This window comes from Streptomyces sp. NPDC048383 (assembly GCF_040651775.1).
GTDB lineage: Bacteria > Actinomycetota > Actinomycetes > Streptomycetales > Streptomycetaceae > Streptomyces.
Genome location: NZ_JBEZKS010000100.1, coordinates 1 through 16284 on the forward strand (window position 1 = coordinate 1; position 16284 = coordinate 16284).

Consider the following 16284-nt stretch of genomic DNA (forward strand, 5'->3'; position numbering starts at 1 on the left):
CCCAGATCAAGTGGGGCCTGGACTACATGAACTCCCGCTACGGCAGCCCCGTCGGCGCCTGGAACTTCTGGCAGACCCACCACTGGTACTGAGCCGGCGGTAACGCCCCCACACCCGCGCGTGCACGCCCGTCCGGAATCCCGGCCGGGCGTTTTCGCGTACCCACCCACCCGTGACGATGCCGTCGCCCTCCGGGACCTGCTGCTCGACCCCGCTTGCACGGCGTCGGGCCTCGCCGCCCTGCTGCGGAGCCGGCCCACCACCACCTGACGCCCACCGGCACGGGCCGGTCAGCTCAGGCGCACCTCGATGGTGATGGTCTTGCCGTCGGCGAACGGGCTGACCTCGACGCGTTCGGCGAGGCGCTGGATCAGCGGCCAGCCGAAGCCGCCCGGGTAATCGGGCGCGGCCGGGCGCGCGAAGGGGACCTGGGAGTTCGCGTCGGTGACGGACAGCTGAAGGGCGCCGTCCACGATGCGGGTGCGAAGGCGGGTGATGCCCCCGCCGTGGCGGATCGCGTTGGTGATGAGTTCCGAGGTGACGAGGAGGGCGTCCGCGGCCGTGACGCTGTCGAGGTCGATGCCCGCCTGCCGGAGCAGCTCGGTGACCTGCCGGCGTGCGGTCGCGGGAGTGACCGCGGCTTGCGCGTGGTCACCCCTTCGGTCCGTGGGGTCGGACAGGTCATCGGTCGTTGTGGGCAGGTTCATCCCGACATCGCCAGCCCTTGGTCGTGACGAACACGCCGCTTTGACGTGCTTCGGTGGAGCGGAGCGCTCAGCATGTCATCGCGGTCTCCAGGCTGTCCGTCATACGGAAGGCGAGCACGGATCCGGTGACCTCGAACAGGCGGCGGACGGCCGGCTGGAAGGGGCCGGCGAGGACCAGTGCCGAGCCCGCCGCGGCATGGTTCCTCTGGGCTTCGAGCAGGACGTGCAGGATGGAGGAGTCCGCGAAGGAGGTTCCGGACAAATCGACCACCGTGCGATCGGCGCCACTCGTCACCGCCTCACCGAGAGCCCGGGCTGCCGCGGGCGCGCTCTCGTCGTCGAGGTCGCCGTGAAGGTGGACCACGGGAATGCCTTCGCGGCCGGCCACGGTGACCACGGGTGAGTCTCCAGTCATTCCGGCATTCTCCTACACGCCCGGACGGCCCCCGGCACCGGTATGGTCGCCGACGCGTTCGGCCCCCCGCACACCACCAGGATCGGCGTAACACGCACGGATGACCGGAGGTACCGGCGTTCGCGACCGGGGGCACAACGACCTTGCCCGGCGGCGCAGTCGACCGTCGGATCCATACGACTGTCGCCGTTGGAAGCCCCCTTGTGGGGGCCGGGACGGCCCATTCGATGCACATGCGGTGCGAGCCCGCGTGGCAGGGGGGCGCGGTTGCCAAGGGAGTGGTTCATGAAGGATGGTTGCCTGGGGGCAAGGATCTCTTCTTCTAGGCAATTGAGGTGAGGGGTTCGCGCAGCGGACCTTCAACGTTTGGTGAATCTCGCCCAGGTAGTCCCTCCGACCGCGCCCGGCTCTCCGTGGAGCACGGCTCCCTACCCCGTGCTCATCGCGGACGCCCGGTCAGTCGTGGTGTTCGTCAACGAGGCGGCCGGGCTGGTCTTCCCGGACGTGCGCGCGGGATCGGCGTTGACCGGCGCCGTGCCGATCTGGCTGTCCGACGCGCACGCGCGTCACCTGCTCACCGTTCCCGCACCTCGCCCGCCGGACTCCGTCGCGGACCGCGTCGTCCAGGGCCGGGTGGGGGATCGCGTCTACGAAGCACATCCCACCACGGGCAGCGACGAAACGGTGGCGTGGTGGCTCGTCGATGACACCGACCACCGGCTGGCGCGCGAGGCCCTGCGGATGGAGCGTGAGCGCACCGCCTTCCTCACTGAGTCGTCGAACCTGTTCCTCTCCTCCCTGAACCTGGAGCGGTGCATGGACGTCACGGCTCAGATGGCCTCCGAGCACCTCGCCGACGCCGCGCTGGTGATCGTCCCGTCCAACGGTCCCGAGCTGCCGGTGGTGACCTGCCTGCGCGGCGGAACGCCGACCTCGTCCCGGGTGACCGGCGCCCCGGAGGACGTGCCGGGGCTGGGCGAGGCCCTTCAGGGCTTCCCTCCCGTGCCCTCCCGCTGGATCGATCCTGACGCCGCTCCGACCTGGTTGATCCCGGAAGGCTTCGGGGAGGTCGGGTCGATCGTGATCACCCCGCTGCCCGGCCACGGCGTGCCCGCGGGCGCGCTGATCCTGCTGCGCGGGCCCCGGAGCGCCGCGTTCACGGAGGCCGAGGAGGTCTTCGCCCGACTGTTCGCCGCCCGCGCCGGGGCCGCGATGTCGGCGGCCCGGCTGTACTCGGAGCAGGCGTCCATCACCGAGACGCTGATGCGGGAGCTGCTGCCCCCGTCGCTGCACCACGTCTGCGGCGTCGAGTACGCGGGCGGCTACCGGGCCGCCAAGGACCACGAGCGCGTCGGCGGTGACTTCTACGACGTCCACCCGTCCGGCGTGGAGGGCGAGGCGTCCCTCGTCGTCCTCGGGGACGTGTGCGGCAAAGGACTCGAAGCCGCCGTGATGACGGGGAAGATCCGCAACACCCTGCACGCCCTGCTGCCGATGGCGGACGACCACCAGCGGGTGTTGAGCCTGCTGAACACCTCGCTGCTGAACACGCACAACGCCCGCTTCGCGACCATGGTGCTGGCCTCCGCCGCCCGCGAGGGCAACGTCGTGAAGCTGCGGCTGACCAGCGCCGGCCACCCCGCTCCGCTGATCGTGCGGACCGACGGCAGTGTCGAGGAGGCGCCCACCCGGGGCACGCTGGTCGGCGCGCTGCCCGAGGTCACCGCCGCGACGGTGCCGATGACCCTGGCGCCCGGTGAGACGTGCGTGCTGTACACCGACGGGATCACCGAGGCCCGCGGCGGACCGTTGGGCGGCACCATGTTCGGTGAGGCCCGGCTGCGCCGGGCGCTCACCGAGTGCTCGGGGATGCCCGCCGAGGCCGTCGTCGAGCGGGTCCAGATGCTCGCCTCCCAGTGGGTGGGGGCCGGCCGGCACGACGACATGGCCGTCGTCGTCATCTCGGCTCCCCGCACCAACCACCTGAGCGCGGTGAACGGTCACACGCGGGGCAGGTTCACCGCATGACGACGGATCCGGCGAGCCCGCCGACGCTCGAGAACTTGACGGAACGGCTGTGGGAGGCCGTCCACCCGGGCAACGCACCAGACGCGGCGACGACGGTCCGTCGGGCGCTCGACGACGGCGCGGATCCGGAAGGCGTCCTGCTCGATGTGATAGCCGTCGTCCAGGGCCGCGTCGGGGAGGAGTGGGCCGCCAACAAGATCAGCGTCGCCCGGGAGCACGCCGCCACGGCCATCAACGACCGGGCGGTGGCCCTCGTCGCGCTGCACCCCCGCGCGCGCACCGAGCCGACCCGGGGCGGGATCACGGGGGCGTGCGTCGACGGCGAATGGCCCGGCCTCCCGGCCCGGCTGCTGACCGAGGTGCTGCGCCTGCGCGCCGGCAGGTCGACCACCTCGGCGGCCAGGTCCCCGCACCCCACCTCGTCACGCACATCCACCGGACGGGACCCGACGTCGTCGCCCTCTCCGGTTCCCACGCCCGGGAGCACACCGCCGAGGACTTGGCCCACATCGTGGAGTGCCTCGCGACGACGCTCTACACCGATGACGTGGACCTCTTCGGCGAGTTCCTGGTATGGACCGCGGGCGTCCTCGCCGCCCGCGGCGTCCCCGCGAACAGCCTCCTGCCCACGTTGGAACTCCTCGGCCGCGAGCTGAAGGACTTCCCCCGCGCCGCCGGCATCATTCGATCCGGCTCCGCGCGCCTGACCCGTACACCTCTCACCGCCGCCGGGACCCACTCATGACCAGCACCCCCTCCAGCCGACTCCACCTGACGTGCGTCAGCACCCACGACACCGTGTCCATCGAACTGCGCGGCGCCCTGGACCGCCACTGCGGCGACCTCCTCCTGGGCGCCGTCGGCCGCGTGTTGGCCGAGTCCGTCGGTCTGCGCCGGCTGCGGCTGGACTGCACGGACCTCGCCACGGTCGACACGACCGGGCTGTCGGTGCTACTGATGATCCGGCGCCGGACCGACGCGGCGGGCGTACGCCTCCACCTCGACCACCGCTCCGCGCAGCTGGACCGCATGCTGCAGGTGACCGGTACCCTGGACCACCTCGACGCACCGGAGGCAGGAGGCCACTCCGGATCCGCCGCGGGGCAGAGACCGTCCACTGCTTCGGAGGAATCCATACCGGCCCGATCCGGCCGCCCGGAACCCAGCAGCTGAAGCACTCACGCGCTGACCCACCGCCGGGCGAACCGCTCGTGTGAGGAACCACAGATGCCCGTACCGGCCCCGCTCCCCCGGCCGTACCGAAGCGACCGTGACGCGGCCCGCTCTGTCAGCGACATCGTCGAACTCCTCGACGTCATGTGGGAAGCCGCCCGCCAAGGCGCCTCGGCCGGCCCGGCCTCCGCCTCGCAACTGCGCCTCATGTACGTGGTCGGCCGGCAACCCGGCATCCGGATGCGCGCCTTGGCCCACCTGCTCGACGCGGCCGCCCCCTCCATCACCCGGCTCTGCGACCGGCTGGAGGTCATCGGGTTCCTCGAACGCCACCCCTGTCCGGGCAACGGCCGCGAGCTCACGCTGAAGTTGACCCCCGCCGGGGAGGAGCACCTGACGCGGATACGGGAACGCCGCGAACACATGCTCGCCCACGCCCTCGACGCCATGCCCGCCGACCACCGACAAGCCCTCGCCACCGGCCTCGGCGCCCTGCGCCTGGGCATCGACGCGACAGCGGCCTTCCCCAGGCAGCAAACCCCCCTCGAACTGACCGGCACCCCACCACGGCAGCGAGCGGCACTCCCCCGTCCCGACGACCCCGTCACCTCCTGACCAGGCCGGCGTGCCCGGCGGGTCGAGGACGTGGCCCTCGACGTCGAGCGTGGTGGCCGTCGGGCCGGGGCGCTACGACGGCGGCTACTCCTTCCAGGGGGAGTTGCTGCTGATCACCTCGGCGCCGGCCACGTCGTGTCGGCGTTGCGGTACCCGCGGGAGGTGCGCGACCTGGAATGGCGCAGGGGGACGGATCTTCGGCTGGTCCTCGCGCCGTGGGAGGACGGCTGCGCTCCTCGGGCGTCGCGAGGGGTGACCCGGGAGGGGGGTCGCCTGGAACCGCGAGCCGCCGGTTCTCCTCCACCCCGGTCAGGGGGCGGTGCACGACTCCCCCATGCCGGCTTGCGGACCGGTATGCCGAAGCCGGACGGCCCGACGGCGCCCACGTCGTGCCCCGACAGCGCCGTCCGCTCAGACCGCGCCGATGGACTGCGGGTGCGGGGCCGCCTCGTCGGCGGTGTACGGGGAGGCGAAGGTGAAGGCACGCGGGGAGGGACCGTGGGCGCGCAGGTCCGCCAGCCGTTCCAGTGCCTCCTCGACGGTCGGACGGTGGCCGGCGGGAACCCACCAGAGGACCAGGTGTGCCTCTACGTGCCGTACGAACCATTCGCGGCGACGCCTCATCGCCTCCAGGTGCCCGCTCCGGTAGGCGAAGTCCCACAGGTCCTCCTGGGTCTCCCACACGGACATGTTGACGATGACGTCCTCTCCGGCCGGGCGCAGCTCGGTGGCGTCGGCCGCCCCTTCCTCCACGAGCCGCCACACGAACCCGGGGGTGCCGTCGGCGGCGGAGTTGACCGGGTCGAGCAGCTCGACGAACGGCGCCATGCGCGGGTCGTCGAGCGGGTGGCGGAGCGTGGCGACGTTGAGCTGGGCGAGGTGGGCGGCGCGGCCGTGTCGGGATGCGGTCATGACCTCATCCCAGCACGGCGGGCATTTCTATGTCAATCAATGTTGTTTTTAGATTTCTCGATCACCACGCAACACTCCCCCGGCCGGGCCTCCATCCGGGCGCGGACGGCGCCGTCCGTACCGAGCAGCCCCTCCAGCAACGCCAGGTTCATACCGCAGACGAGGGGCGGGAAGCTTTCGGCGACGGCGTGGAAGGGGCAGTTGCGCATGCGGACGACGGGTTCGATCACCTCCCCGGCGTGCCCGTCGGCGCCCTCGGCGCCCTCCAGGCGCGGTTCGTAGCCGCGGGCGGCGAGTGCCTCCACAGCCGCTTCGAGGTCGGCGCAGGGCGCCATCGCGCCCCGCAGGGCCTCACCCCGTCGGCGCGCGGCCCGACGGAGCGCGTCGTCCAGGCCCGCCTCCTCGGCGGCCTCGGCCAGCAACTCGGCGGCGGTGCGGTAGTCGCGGGCGGGCAGCGACACCGACCGTTCGGCCCGCGCCCGGGTGTACACCTTGGCGGGACGACCCGCGCCGGGTCCCGAGCGGCCCGTCAGTCGGCGGCTGCCGGTGTCGAGCAGGCCGACGTCGGCCAGCTTGTCCAGGTGGTGCGCGGCGAGCGTACGCGCCACCCCGGCCGCCTCGGCGGCCTCGTTGCGCCCTACTTCCCGGCCCTGCCCCACCACGTACTCGTACAGGCGGCGCCGCACCGGGTCCTGCAACACTGCGATCGCATCGATGTCCTCCACCTGCCCATTCTAAGAACGACGCGGGTTGGACATAGACCGACGGTAGCGGCGCGAGAACTGCCGGGGCGGTTGCGCGGCGGGCCGATCGCGCGGCGAGCGTACGGATGCGGCGCGGCGACGCGTACGGATTCCGTTCTGCGCCGACACCTCCGGAGAACCGTGTACCCCGAACCGCCCGCGCCCTCCGATCGGCGCCCCGGGACGCACGCCCGGCGCCGCCCGGGACGCCCCGGAGCGGGTGGCGTACCACCGGCCGGACAGGTGACTTCGGCCCGGCGGGCCCGGCCCGACCAGTTGATCTTCGACAGAGTGAGGGATCGCACACCCCACACGATCGGAGCCCGACCCATGTCCCTGCGCCCGCGCCGCACCGCCGTGGCCCTCACCCTGTCCGCACTGGCACTCACCCTGCTGCCCGCCGGCGCCCGGGCAGCCGCCTTCCCCGTGACCCCGGCTCCCCTCGCCTCCGCCACTCCCGCGAAGGCCACTCCCACGACGGCGCAGGTGGACACCTTCCTCACCAAGTACCGGAGCGCGGTCCAGGGGTCCGGCCCCGAGGCCCCCGCCGAGGTGCGCGAGGGCTACCTGACGCCGGCGGTCAACGCCGCGCTCGACCAGTGGGCCGCGGCCCACGACGCCGACCCGGTCTTCCGCGCCCAGAACGTCCCCGACTCGTGGACGGTGTCCGACGGCGGCAGTTCCCCCACCGCCGCGACCGTGATCGTGACCCAGAACTGGGGTGACGGCACGACCTCGGACGTTCGGTACGAGGTCCGGCTCCCCGACCTCCGGATCACCGACCTGACCGGCCCGCCGGCATAGCTCCGCGCGCCGCGACCCTGCCCTGACCCGCCCCGGGGAGAGTGGGAATGAGGTGCATCCACCCGGCCACCCACCGCAGAAGACCTCGCGGGACCGACAGCAGCAGTCCTCGTCCCGACGGCCTCGGCTCACCTCCCGGTCCGCTGCGGCAAGGCCCGCGGGGACCGCTTCGACACGGCGAGGAGACCCTCGCGCGTGGAGGGGGCGGAAGGGAAGGAACCGGCGGAAGCGAAACCGGCGGCGACGACCGAGGGCGACCCCGTCGTCGTAGTCTTGCCGGGCGGCGCCGGTCGACGATCGCTGCCCGGGGTGGATGGACAGTTCGATGGCAGAGGTCATGGCAGAGGTCACAGTGAAGCGCACGGACCAGACGGCGTTCCCCGGCACGGTGCGTTCGGTACGTGCGGACGGGCTGCCGTCGGCGCTGTCGCACCCCAGGCGCCTGAAGGCGGTCGCGGCGACCGGTCTGCTCGACACCGGCCCCGAAGAGGCCTTCGACGACCTGGCGCAGATGGCCGCGACCCTCACCCGGACCGCCCGGGCGTTCATCACCCTCGTCGACGACCGGCGCTCCTTCTGGAAGTCCTGCGTCGGCGTGGGCGCCACCACCATCGAGGAGCGGCAGAACCCCGTCCGGGAAAGCTTCTGCTACTTCCTGGTCGATCTGGTGGGCGAACCCTTCATCGTGGAGGACGCCGCCACCGACCCGCGTACCCGCGAACACCCCTCGGTCGCGCCCATGCGGATCGGCGCGTGGGCCGGGTACCCGATCCTCGGCCCGGCGGGCGAGGTCTTGGGCAGCATGTGCGTCGTCGACGAACAGCCCCGGCGCTGGGAGCCCGCCGAGCTCGTCTCCCTGTCCACGATGGCCCGCGCGGTCGGCAACGAGATCAACCTCCGCACCTCCCTCGACGAGGCACAGGCAGCCCTGACGGCGACCCGCGATCTGGCCCGCAGTCTCCAGGACAGCCTCCTGCCGCCGTCCCTGCGCCCCGTACCCGGACTGGACACCGCCGCGCACTACGCCCCCGCCAGCGGGGACGCGAGCGTGGTCGGCGACTTCTACGACCTCTTCCAGGCCCGAGGCACCTGGTGGACGGCCGTGATGGGGGACGTGTGCGGCAAGGGCACCGAAGCCGCCAAGATCACCGCCCTGGCCCGCTACACCCTGCGCGCCGACGCCGGTGAGCACCTATCGCCGGCCGAGGTCCTGCGCCGACTGAACGCCGCGATGCTCGCCCAACGCGCCCCGCGCTTCCTGACGGCGGTCCACGCGACGTTCCGCAGGACCGAAGCCGGCGCCGCGGGCCGCCTGTGCCTGGCCGGCCATCCCCCGGCCCTCATCCGTCGGGCCGACGGTCGCATACAGCAGCTCGGCCGGGCGGGTTCCCTGCTCGGGGTGTTCCCCGAGATCGAGATCAGCGACGTCCGTTTCCGCCTCTCCCCCGGCGACCTGCTGCTCCTCTATACGGACGGCGCCTGCGAGGCCCGCCCCGATCCCGACGCCCCCGGCAGAACGCGGGAGATGTTCGGTGAGGAGCACCTGGCCCGTACGTTGGCCCGCACCACCGGCCTGGACGCCGCCGATACCGTCGCGAAGATCGCCGACGTGCTGGCCGGCCACCACGACGGCTGGGCCAGCGACGACACCGCCCTCCTCGCCCTGCGCGTCCCGCCGAAGCCCTGACCGGGCCAGCCGACGCGCGGTCACCGAAGCGGGTCGACGCGCGGTCACCGAAGCCGGTCGACACCCGATCCCCGAAGCCGAGCCACGCCGGACGACCGCCCCTGCCGGACGCACCGGCGGCCGGCGTGACACGCCCGGGCCGGCCGGGTAATCCGCCCCGCCGACGCCCGGCGACTCCCCCGGCCCGGCGGCCCGCGTTCGGCCCGCCCGTACCCGATAGCTGACACCCTGTTCGCGACCGTGCGCGGGCCGGCATGCTGTGGCCATGGAAGACACGCACAAAGGGCACGACGCCGTGGCAATCGTCACCGCCGTCGGCGAGTACGACGCGGACACCGTGGGACCGATCGCCGAACAGTTGACGGCGGCCGCCGCGACCCACCGCACCGTCGTACTGGACGCCTCGGCCCTGACCTTCGCCGACTCCTCCTTCCTGAACCTCCTGATCAAGGTCCACCGCACCACGGCGCTGCGCATCGCGGCCCCGCAGAGCCAGCTCCTGCGCCTCTTGGAGATCACCGGCGCGGACCAGGTGCTCGACCTCCGCCCCACCCTGAACGCGGCGGCCCGGATGTGACCGGTCACGAGCGGTACGCGAGGCACGTCAGGTACGCGAGGCACGCAAGGCACGCGTGAAACCCCGTGATCCGGCGGAGAGCCCTCCACGTGACCGTACGGGCGACGTGTGCGAGGATCGCGTGGTCGATTCGGTACCGGGCAGACGCGGAGACATGGGACGGTCACGAGGGAACGACGAGCCGGGCGGACCGACGACCCGCACGAGGACTTCGCCCGCAACCCCGGCGGCGCCGCCCCCGGAGAGCGCGGCCGACGCCCGCAGGCAGGTCGCGGCGCTGCTGCAACGAACCGGCCTCCCCTGGAACGCGCGCGCCGTTACGGACGCCCTGATGGTCACGACCGAACTCGTCACCAACGCCATCCGTCACGGCGGCGGCCTGGCCGCCTTCCACGCCGACGTCCACGAGGGCGCGCTACGGGTCTCGGTGGCCGACCACAACCCCCAACCCCCGATCACCCGCGCCGCCCCGCCCGCGGGCAGCCGGATCGGCGGCTACGGCTGGCCGCTCGTCCAGAGCCTCGCCTCCCACCTGACCGTCACACCGCGCGGCGGCGGCAAGCTGATCACCGCAGACCTCAAGCTCGGCTGACCCCTCGGTTCGGCCCACCCGCCGACTCCACCGTACGGCTTTCCCCGAACGGAAAGCTACGTAGCGTTCGCCACTGCGGCAACCAGGCCGCCGTGCCCGAGAATCCACTTCGCAGCTCACGACAGGCATCGGTCGACAAAGATCCTCCGTGGACGCAACAACCCCACGCCATCCCGTTGCAATGGCTAGATCCCGAACGCTAGGCTGAGCGCTTCCTCGAACACAAGGAGACCGCGATGCCGGGAGGCAGGCTCACCCAGCAGGAACGTCGGCAGATCGAGCTGGGAGTGTCGGACGGCCTCGCCTACGCCGAGATCGCCAGAGGACTCGACCGCCCCACCTCGACGGTCACGCGCGAAGTCATGCGCAACGGCGGCCCCACCGCCTACCGCGCCGACCTGGCTCACCACGCGACCGAACGCCGTGCGCACCGCCGCAGGCAGCCCGCACCCCGGGGTACGGAGGCGCCCGCGCCGGCCCACGGACGGGACGCCGAGGCGGTGCGCGCGTACGAGGAGGTGTTCGCGACCCTCTTCATGCAATCGGGGCTGCCCAGGATGACGGCCCGAGTGCTGGCCACCCTCTACACCACCGACGCCGGTAGCCTCACCGCGTCCGAGATCGCCGCGCGCCTGCAGATCAGCCCTGCGTCCGTGTCCAAGGCGATCACGTTCCTCGAAAGTCAGGGGCTCATCCGCCGGGAACGCGACGAACGCCGCCGCGAGCGGTACGTCGTCGACGACGATGTCCTGTACCAATCGACGATGGCCAGCGCCCGGGCCACCGCCCACCTCGGCGAGGTCGCCCGGCAGGGGGTCGCCATTCTCGGCCCCGACACGCCGGCCGCCATCAGGCTGGAGAACATCGCCCGCTTCGTCACCTTCGTGTCCGAGAGCATCGCCCGGGCCGCGGACCAGGCCCGCGACATCCTCCACACGAAGCCCGAGGGAGCCTCGGGTGACGCCCCGCCCCCGCGGTCGGACCAGGGGTAGGGATTCGGAGGCGGGGAACCGGCCGCCCGGGCGAGGGGACTTCATCGGCGGGCGTCCGCACCCCGCTCCAGGTCAAGGTCCAGCAGCGCGTTCGAGACCACCTCGGTGGGCGCGGGATGGATCCACAGCGGGGTCTTCGCGAGCGCCTTCGCGTCGATGCCGAAGCCCATGCCGATCACCAGGGGTTGGATCAGGTTCGCGGCCTGCGGGCCGAGGATGTGCGCGCCGAGCAGTTGTCCGGTGCGGCGGTCCGCGAGCACCTTGCAGAAGCCGGTGCCGTCCTCCAGCGCCCAGCCGTAGGCGGTGTCCGAGAACTGGCGTACGGAGACCGCGTAGTCGAGGTTCTCTTCCCGGCACTGCCGCTCGGTCCGGCCGACCTGTGCGATCTGCGGGTGGGTGAACACGCCTGCGGGGACGGCCTCGTGGGACGTGCGCACCTGGTCGTCGGGGTGCAGCAGGTTGTGCGCCACCACCTGGGCCTCCCGGTTCGCCACGTGCTTGAGCGGGAAGGGCGTGCTCACATCACCGAGGGCGAACACCCCGGGTGCGCTGGTCCGTTGGAAGGCGTCCACGGCGATTCGGCCGTCGTCGTGGAGGTCGATGCCGGCCTTGCCGGCGTCGATCCGGTCGCTGTTGGGGGTGCGCCCGACCGCGACGAGCAGGGTGTCCGCCTCGACGGTCGTGCCGTCGTCCAGCACCAGGCGCAGCCGCCCCGGCTCACCCTCGACGCGGGTCAGCGCCGTGCCCGTACGCACGTCGTACCGGTCGGAGGCGATGTTCGTGTAGGCGGTGGCGATCGCCTCGTCCTGGGCGGAGAGCAGGGTGTCCTCCTGCTCGATGACCGTGATGCGGCTACCGGCGGCGTGGAAGACGTGCGCGAGTTCGGCGGCGATGTAGCCGCCGCCGAGCACCGCCAGGTGCCGGGGCGGGCGGTCCAGGCGCATCACCGTGTCGGAGGTCTCGTAGGGGAGCCCGGAGTCGCGTACCGGCGGGGGTACGGCCGGGCGGCTGCCGACCGCGACGACGACCTGCTCGGCGCGGACCGTGACGGCGTCCGCGCCGCTCCCGATGGTGAGCGTACGGTCCCCGGTGAAGCGGGCGCGTCCCTTGAGGACCTCGATGTTCGGAGCGTCGCGGCGGCCCTGTTCCCCTTCGGCGGCCTGACGGTCCAGGCGCCCGAAGACCCGCTCGCGGACGGCGGACCAATCGACTCCGCTCAGCCGTGCCCGTACGCCGAACCGGTCGGCGTCACGGACCGCGTCGACGAGGTCGGCGACGCGCACAAGCATCTTGCTGGGGATGCAGCCTCGGTTCAGACAGGTGCCGCCGAAGGGCCCCTCCTCCACGACGGCCACGTCCAAGTGGGAGAACCGGTCGTCCACGACGGCATTGCCGGAGCCCGCCCCTACGATCACCACGTCATGTGTACGCATCGGCGGAACGTACCCCCGTACGGCGACCGTATCCGCGAGCGGCACGCCGCCGCGTGCGCGGCCGCCCTCTCCGCGACGGTCACCAGGAGGGCGGGAGCTCGGTGTACTTGAGGCGGCGGGCGAGGTGGGCCACGTTCGAGGCGAGGGTCGCGGTGGTGGCCGCCGTCTGACGGCGGCCACCGGTAGGGCTTCCGTGGGCCCCGGTTACCCGTGGGGGCGCGCTGCTATCAGGCATCACCGGCCGGGGAGGCCGGCGCCCCCGCCCGACGGTCCGAACGGAGCGGCGGGCCGGTCGGGGGGTCGGGTGGGGGGCGGCCAGGGGTTCGGCCGGGGTCAGTCCCGGTCGACGTGCTCGCGTACGACGGTGCCCTTGGCCCCGTCGATGTCGTACGTGGTCTTGTTCCAGTCCGGGGTCACGATGTCGACCGACCAGACGTCGTCGTCGAGCTCCACGGCCGTGACCGTGCCCTGCTTGCGGCCGGTGCTGGTCCGTACCGCGTCCTGCAGGGTGGTGGTCGCCGCCTTCAGCTGCTCGGCGAGCTCGCTCTTGTCGTCCTCGTCCTGCCCCGGCTCCACGCGCGAGCGGGTCACCGCCCCGGTGACCGCGTCGACCTGGACGGCGTGCGCGGTGCCGTCCTGGGCCGCGACGGTGACGTCCCACACCGGCGCCCCGGCCGCCGGAGCGGAGGCCGCCGGGCTGGGCGTGCCCGAGGGGGTGGCCGTACCGGGGTCGCGGAACTTGGACAGCTCGATCTCGACGATCCTGCCCTGCGGGACGCTGCCGACCGCGGTGTCCGCGGCCTGGTTCCACGAGATCTTCGCCGCGGGCACCAAGGCCATGCGCTCGCGCTGGTCCTCGGTCAGCGCGGACGCGCTGCCGGACGGGGTGGCCTGCGACGACGTGGGCGCCTGAGGGGCGGCGGCGACGGGGTCCTGAGCGGCGCGGCCGCAGGCTCCGGCCAGCAACGTGGAGGAGATGGCCAGGCAGACGGCCAGTGCGCGGATGCGAATGTGAGTCTTCATGGTTCCACTCAACCGGCGGCCCGCGATCCGGTGAGGAGCCGCGCCGCGTCCCGCGCGATCACGCCGCGCACCACATCCGAACAGCCGAACAGCCGAACGCCCGAATGGCTGAATGGTCGAACAGCCGGACGCGCGCCGCGGAATGCGCAGGGCCGGGCGTGGTGAGGGCCCTCGGGGGGCCGAGCGGCTGACCGGTCCCCCGAGGGTGCCCGTCAGGACGTCACAGGATTTCGATGGAATCCCCCAGGCCGCCGGGCCCGAACTCCGGAGCGGTGGATACGTCCTGGTCATCGCGAAGGCGGAGCCGGGGACCAGGAGGAATCGGACGGGGAGCAGGTGGTGACCGGTCCTCGCCGTTGTGGTCGATGGCCGCCCGGGAAGGGCGCACGCCACGGCACTCGCCATGGCACTCGCCATGGCGTCCACCACTCGCCCGTCCCCGGTTGATCGTCCCGGAGGGGGGTAGCGGAGCGGCATGGCGCCTCAGAACACATCCTCCCCCGCTGCCGGTTACGTGCAGCCCGTGATCGACGTTCCCTCGCTGACCGAGGTGCTCGACGGCGAGTACGCCGGGATCCGCGACCTCGTCCGTACGAATCTGGCGGAGTACGCCTCCGTCCTCGAAGAGGCCGACGAGCTCGGCATCGACGCCTATCGCGAGCGGGTGCGCGAGATCGTCGTGGAGATGGCCGCGACGGGCCAGACCGGCATGGGCTTTCCCGCCGAATACGGTGGGGGCGGCGACGTCGGGGCCTCGATCGCCGCGTTCGAGACGCTGGCCTTCGGAGACCTGTCGGTCCTGGTGAAGGTCGGTGTGCAGTTCGGGCTCTTCGGCGGCGCGATCCTCCATCTGGGCACCGAGCGCCACCACAAGGCCCATCTGCCGGATCTGATCACCGGGGAGCTCATGGGCTGCTTCGCGATGACCGAGACCGGGCACGGCTCCAACGTCCAGGCGCTCGGCACCGTCGCGACGTACGACGCCGCGAGTCGGGAGTTCGTCATCACCACCCCGGACGACTCCTCCCGCAAGGACTACATCGGCAACGCGGCCCGGCACGCCCAACTGGCCGTCGTCTTCGCCCAGCTGGACGTGGACGGCCAGTCGCGGGGCGTGCACGCCTTCGTCGTCCCCCTCCGGGTCGACGGGACGACGGCCCCCGGCGTCCGGATCGAGGACGACGGGCGCAAGATGGGGCTCAACGGCGTGGACAACGGCCGCATCTGGTTCGACGGCGTGCGGGTGCCTCGTGAGGCACTGCTCAACCGGTTCGCCGACGTCACCCCCGAAGGCACCTACGAGAGCGCGATCGACAACCCCAACCGGCGCTTCTTCACCATGCTCGGCACCCTGGTGCAGGGCCGGGTCAGCGTGGCCGGCGCCGGGATCAACGTCGCCAAGGTCGCCCTGGCCGTCGCCACGAAGTACGCCGTACGTCGACGGCAGTTCGAGGCGACCCCCGACACCGAGGAGCAGGTGCTCCTCGACTACGGCCTGCACCAGCGCCGCCTGCTGCCCCTGATCGCCCGGACGTACGCCCTGCACGCCGCGCAGGACGTCGTGCGCGGCCAACTGCACGCGGTCTTCTCGGACATCGAGGACGACGCGCAGGCGCGGCGCCGGCTCGAATCACGGGCCGCGGGCATCAAGGCGCTCGGCACCTGGCACGCCACCCGGGTCGTCCAGGAGTGCCGCGAGGCCTGCGGCGGCGCGGGCTACCTCGCCGTCAACCGGTTCGCCGCCCTCAAGGGCGACAGCGACGTCTTCACCACCTTCGAGGGCGACAACCACGTCCTCCTCCAGCTCGTGGCCAAGGGGCTGCTCACGGATCACGCGAGCGAGTTCGAGGACCTCGACCAGCTCGGCATGGTCCGCTACGTCACCAACCTGGCCGTCGAGACGGTCATCGAGCGCACGTCGGCCCACAAACTGCTCGAACGGGTACGCGACCTGCTGCCCGGCGGCGACGAGTGGGACCGGGAAGCCGGCCTGCTCGACTCGGAGTACCAGCTCGCCATGGTCCGCTTCCGCGAGGAGCACATGCTCGCGGGACTGGCCCGGCGCATCAAGCGCGGGATCGATCAGCAGGGCGATCCCGGCGCGGTCTTCTCGCAGGTGCAGGACCACGTCATCGCGCTCGCCCGCGCGCACGTCGAGCGGCTGGTGACGGAGGCCTTCGTCGACCAGGTGCGTGCGCTGCCCGAAGGGGGCGAGAAGGAGGCGCTCGCCCTGCTCTGCGATCTCTTCGCCCTGTCGACGATCGAGGCGGACCGGGCCTGGTTCATGGAGCACGGCCGGCTCACCATTCAGCGTTCCAAGGCGATCAGCCGGGAGGTCAACGACCTCTGCCGCAAGGTCCGTCCCCTCGCGGTCGACCTGGTCGACGCGTGGGGCATCCCCACCGCCATGCTGCGGTCGCCGGATCTCGTGGGCGGCTGAACCGCGCCTGAACCGCGGCCGACCCGGGGTGCCTCAAGGGGAGCCCCGGGTCGACGTCTTGGTGCGGGCAGGGCACGGATACGGCCTCGGCCGGTGGCGTCCGCCCCCGTACGCGGGAGGGGCGTGATCGGAAGAGCGTCGGG

Annotated in this window: 15 protein-coding genes and 3 pseudogenes; 12 read left to right on the plus strand and 6 right to left on the minus strand. The window is 72.3% G+C overall.

The window, feature by feature from the left end:
• A pseudogene (locus AB0D46_RS37005) lies at positions 1-92 on the plus strand (lytic transglycosylase domain-containing protein); the annotation flags it as partial.
• A 73-nt stretch (positions 93-165) separates the two neighbouring features.
• Positions 166-270, plus strand: a pseudogene (locus tag AB0D46_RS37010) (fic family toxin-antitoxin system, toxin component); the annotation flags it as partial.
• A 20-nt stretch (positions 271-290) separates the two neighbouring features.
• On the opposite strand, the gene AB0D46_RS37015 reads toward AB0D46_RS37010, so the two are convergent.
• Together AB0D46_RS37015 and AB0D46_RS37020 are read right to left on the minus strand one after the other, a co-directional pair.
• The gene (locus AB0D46_RS37015) at positions 291-707 is read right to left on the minus strand and encodes an ATP-binding protein (RefSeq protein WP_362884313.1); all 417 of its coding nucleotides are present in this window, start codon (positions 705-707) and stop codon (positions 291-293) included.
• 67 nt (positions 708-774) lie between these two features.
• Positions 775-1122, minus strand: a complete 348-nt coding sequence (locus AB0D46_RS37020; protein ID WP_362884315.1) for an STAS domain-containing protein — start codon at positions 1120-1122, stop codon at positions 775-777.
• A gap of 435 nt (positions 1123-1557) precedes the next feature.
• On the opposite strand from AB0D46_RS37020, the gene AB0D46_RS37025 reads away from it, so the two are divergent.
• The 4 genes and pseudogenes from AB0D46_RS37025 to AB0D46_RS37040 all read left to right on the plus strand — a co-directional run bounded on the left by AB0D46_RS37025 (position 1558) and on the right by AB0D46_RS37040 (position 4938).
• Positions 1558-3150, plus strand: coding sequence for a PP2C family protein-serine/threonine phosphatase (locus AB0D46_RS37025; protein ID WP_362884316.1), 1593 nt, complete (start codon positions 1558-1560; stop codon positions 3148-3150).
• Positions 3147-3895, plus strand: a pseudogene (locus AB0D46_RS37030) (B12-binding domain-containing protein). Before AB0D46_RS37025 ends, AB0D46_RS37030 begins: the two are co-directional and overlap by 4 nt.
• Positions 3892-4323 carry an STAS domain-containing protein gene (locus tag AB0D46_RS37035; protein WP_362884318.1) on the plus strand — a complete coding sequence of 144 codons (432 nt, stop codon included), beginning with the start codon at positions 3892-3894 and terminating at the stop codon, positions 4321-4323. Before AB0D46_RS37030 ends, AB0D46_RS37035 begins: the two are co-directional and overlap by 4 nt.
• A 54-nt stretch (positions 4324-4377) precedes the next feature.
• Positions 4378-4938: a MarR family transcriptional regulator gene (locus AB0D46_RS37040; RefSeq protein WP_362884320.1), complete on the plus strand. Its 561-nt coding sequence runs from the start codon at positions 4378-4380 to the stop codon at positions 4936-4938.
• Between the two features lie 411 nt (positions 4939-5349).
• Here AB0D46_RS37040 and AB0D46_RS37045 read toward each other — a convergent pair whose 3' ends face one another.
• Both AB0D46_RS37045 and AB0D46_RS37050 read right to left on the minus strand, forming a co-directional pair.
• Complete coding sequence (locus tag AB0D46_RS37045) at positions 5350-5850, minus strand: DUF3291 domain-containing protein (protein WP_362884322.1); 501 nt, start codon at positions 5848-5850, stop codon at positions 5350-5352.
• A 32-nt stretch (positions 5851-5882) separates the two neighbouring features.
• On the minus strand, positions 5883-6575 hold the full coding sequence (locus tag AB0D46_RS37050; RefSeq protein WP_362884324.1) for a transcriptional regulator: 693 nt from the start codon (positions 6573-6575) through the stop codon (positions 5883-5885).
• 348 nt (positions 6576-6923) lie between these two features.
• Here AB0D46_RS37050 and AB0D46_RS37055 point away from each other — a divergent pair, with 348 nt between their 5' ends.
• From AB0D46_RS37055 to AB0D46_RS37075, 5 genes are all read left to right on the plus strand, one after another.
• Positions 6924-7397, plus strand: a complete 474-nt coding sequence (locus AB0D46_RS37055) for a hypothetical protein (protein WP_362884326.1) — start codon at positions 6924-6926, stop codon at positions 7395-7397.
• A gap of 337 nt (positions 7398-7734) precedes the next feature.
• A complete protein-coding gene (locus tag AB0D46_RS37060; RefSeq protein WP_362884327.1) occupies positions 7735-9084 on the plus strand; it encodes a GAF domain-containing SpoIIE family protein phosphatase in 1350 nt (449 codons plus the stop codon).
• Positions 9085-9349: 265 nt separating this feature from the next.
• Complete coding sequence (locus AB0D46_RS37065; protein WP_362884328.1) at positions 9350-9661, plus strand: STAS domain-containing protein; 312 nt, start codon at positions 9350-9352, stop codon at positions 9659-9661.
• Positions 9662-9815: 154 nt separating this feature from the next.
• A complete protein-coding gene (locus AB0D46_RS37070; protein WP_362884329.1) occupies positions 9816-10253 on the plus strand; it encodes an ATP-binding protein in 438 nt (145 codons plus the stop codon).
• A 236-nt stretch (positions 10254-10489) separates the two neighbouring features.
• On the plus strand, positions 10490-11245 hold the full coding sequence (locus AB0D46_RS37075) for a MarR family transcriptional regulator (protein ID WP_362884330.1): 756 nt from the start codon (positions 10490-10492) through the stop codon (positions 11243-11245).
• A 41-nt stretch (positions 11246-11286) separates the two neighbouring features.
• On the opposite strand, the gene AB0D46_RS37080 is transcribed toward AB0D46_RS37075, so the two are convergent.
• On the minus strand, positions 11287-12678 hold the full coding sequence (locus AB0D46_RS37080) for a mycothione reductase (protein WP_362884331.1): 1392 nt from the start codon (positions 12676-12678) through the stop codon (positions 11287-11289).
• Between the two features lie 333 nt (positions 12679-13011).
• A complete protein-coding gene (locus tag AB0D46_RS37085; protein WP_362884332.1) occupies positions 13012-13701 on the minus strand; it encodes a hypothetical protein in 690 nt (229 codons plus the stop codon).
• Positions 13702-14176: 475 nt separating this feature from the next.
• Here AB0D46_RS37085 and AB0D46_RS37090 point away from each other — a divergent pair, with 475 nt between their 5' ends.
• Positions 14177-16141 (plus strand): acyl-CoA dehydrogenase, encoded by a 1965-nt coding sequence (locus AB0D46_RS37090; protein ID WP_362884333.1) that lies wholly within the window; start codon positions 14177-14179, stop codon positions 16139-16141.
• The last annotated feature ends 143 nt before the right edge of the window (positions 16142-16284 follow it).

Excerpts from the sequence above, each read along its gene's own strand:
- AB0D46_RS37080 (WP_362884331.1), bottom strand. The coding sequence starts at position 12,678 with ATGCGTACACATGACGTGGTGATCGTAGGGGCGGGCTCCGGCAATGCC.
- AB0D46_RS37020 (WP_362884315.1), bottom strand. The coding sequence starts at position 1,122 with ATGACTGGAGACTCACCCGTGGTCACCGTGGCCGGCCGCGAAGGCATT.
- AB0D46_RS37075 (WP_362884330.1), top strand. The coding sequence starts at position 10,490 with ATGCCGGGAGGCAGGCTCACCCAGCAGGAACGTCGGCAGATCGAGCTG.
- AB0D46_RS37035 (WP_362884318.1), top strand. The coding sequence starts at position 3,892 with ATGACCAGCACCCCCTCCAGCCGACTCCACCTGACGTGCGTCAGCACC.
- AB0D46_RS37015 (WP_362884313.1), bottom strand. The coding sequence starts at position 707 with ATGAACCTGCCCACAACGACCGATGACCTGTCCGACCCCACGGACCGA.
- AB0D46_RS37040 (WP_362884320.1), top strand. The coding sequence starts at position 4,378 with ATGCCCGTACCGGCCCCGCTCCCCCGGCCGTACCGAAGCGACCGTGAC.
- AB0D46_RS37045 (WP_362884322.1), bottom strand. The coding sequence starts at position 5,850 with ATGACCGCATCCCGACACGGCCGCGCCGCCCACCTCGCCCAGCTCAAC.
- AB0D46_RS37070 (WP_362884329.1), top strand. The coding sequence starts at position 9,816 with ATGGGACGGTCACGAGGGAACGACGAGCCGGGCGGACCGACGACCCGC.
- AB0D46_RS37065 (WP_362884328.1), top strand. The coding sequence starts at position 9,350 with ATGGAAGACACGCACAAAGGGCACGACGCCGTGGCAATCGTCACCGCC.
- AB0D46_RS37085 (WP_362884332.1), bottom strand. The coding sequence starts at position 13,701 with ATGAAGACTCACATTCGCATCCGCGCACTGGCCGTCTGCCTGGCCATC.
- AB0D46_RS37090 (WP_362884333.1), top strand. The coding sequence starts at position 14,177 with ATGGCGCCTCAGAACACATCCTCCCCCGCTGCCGGTTACGTGCAGCCC.
- AB0D46_RS37060 (WP_362884327.1), top strand. The coding sequence starts at position 7,735 with ATGGCAGAGGTCACAGTGAAGCGCACGGACCAGACGGCGTTCCCCGGC.
- AB0D46_RS37055 (WP_362884326.1), top strand. The coding sequence starts at position 6,924 with ATGTCCCTGCGCCCGCGCCGCACCGCCGTGGCCCTCACCCTGTCCGCA.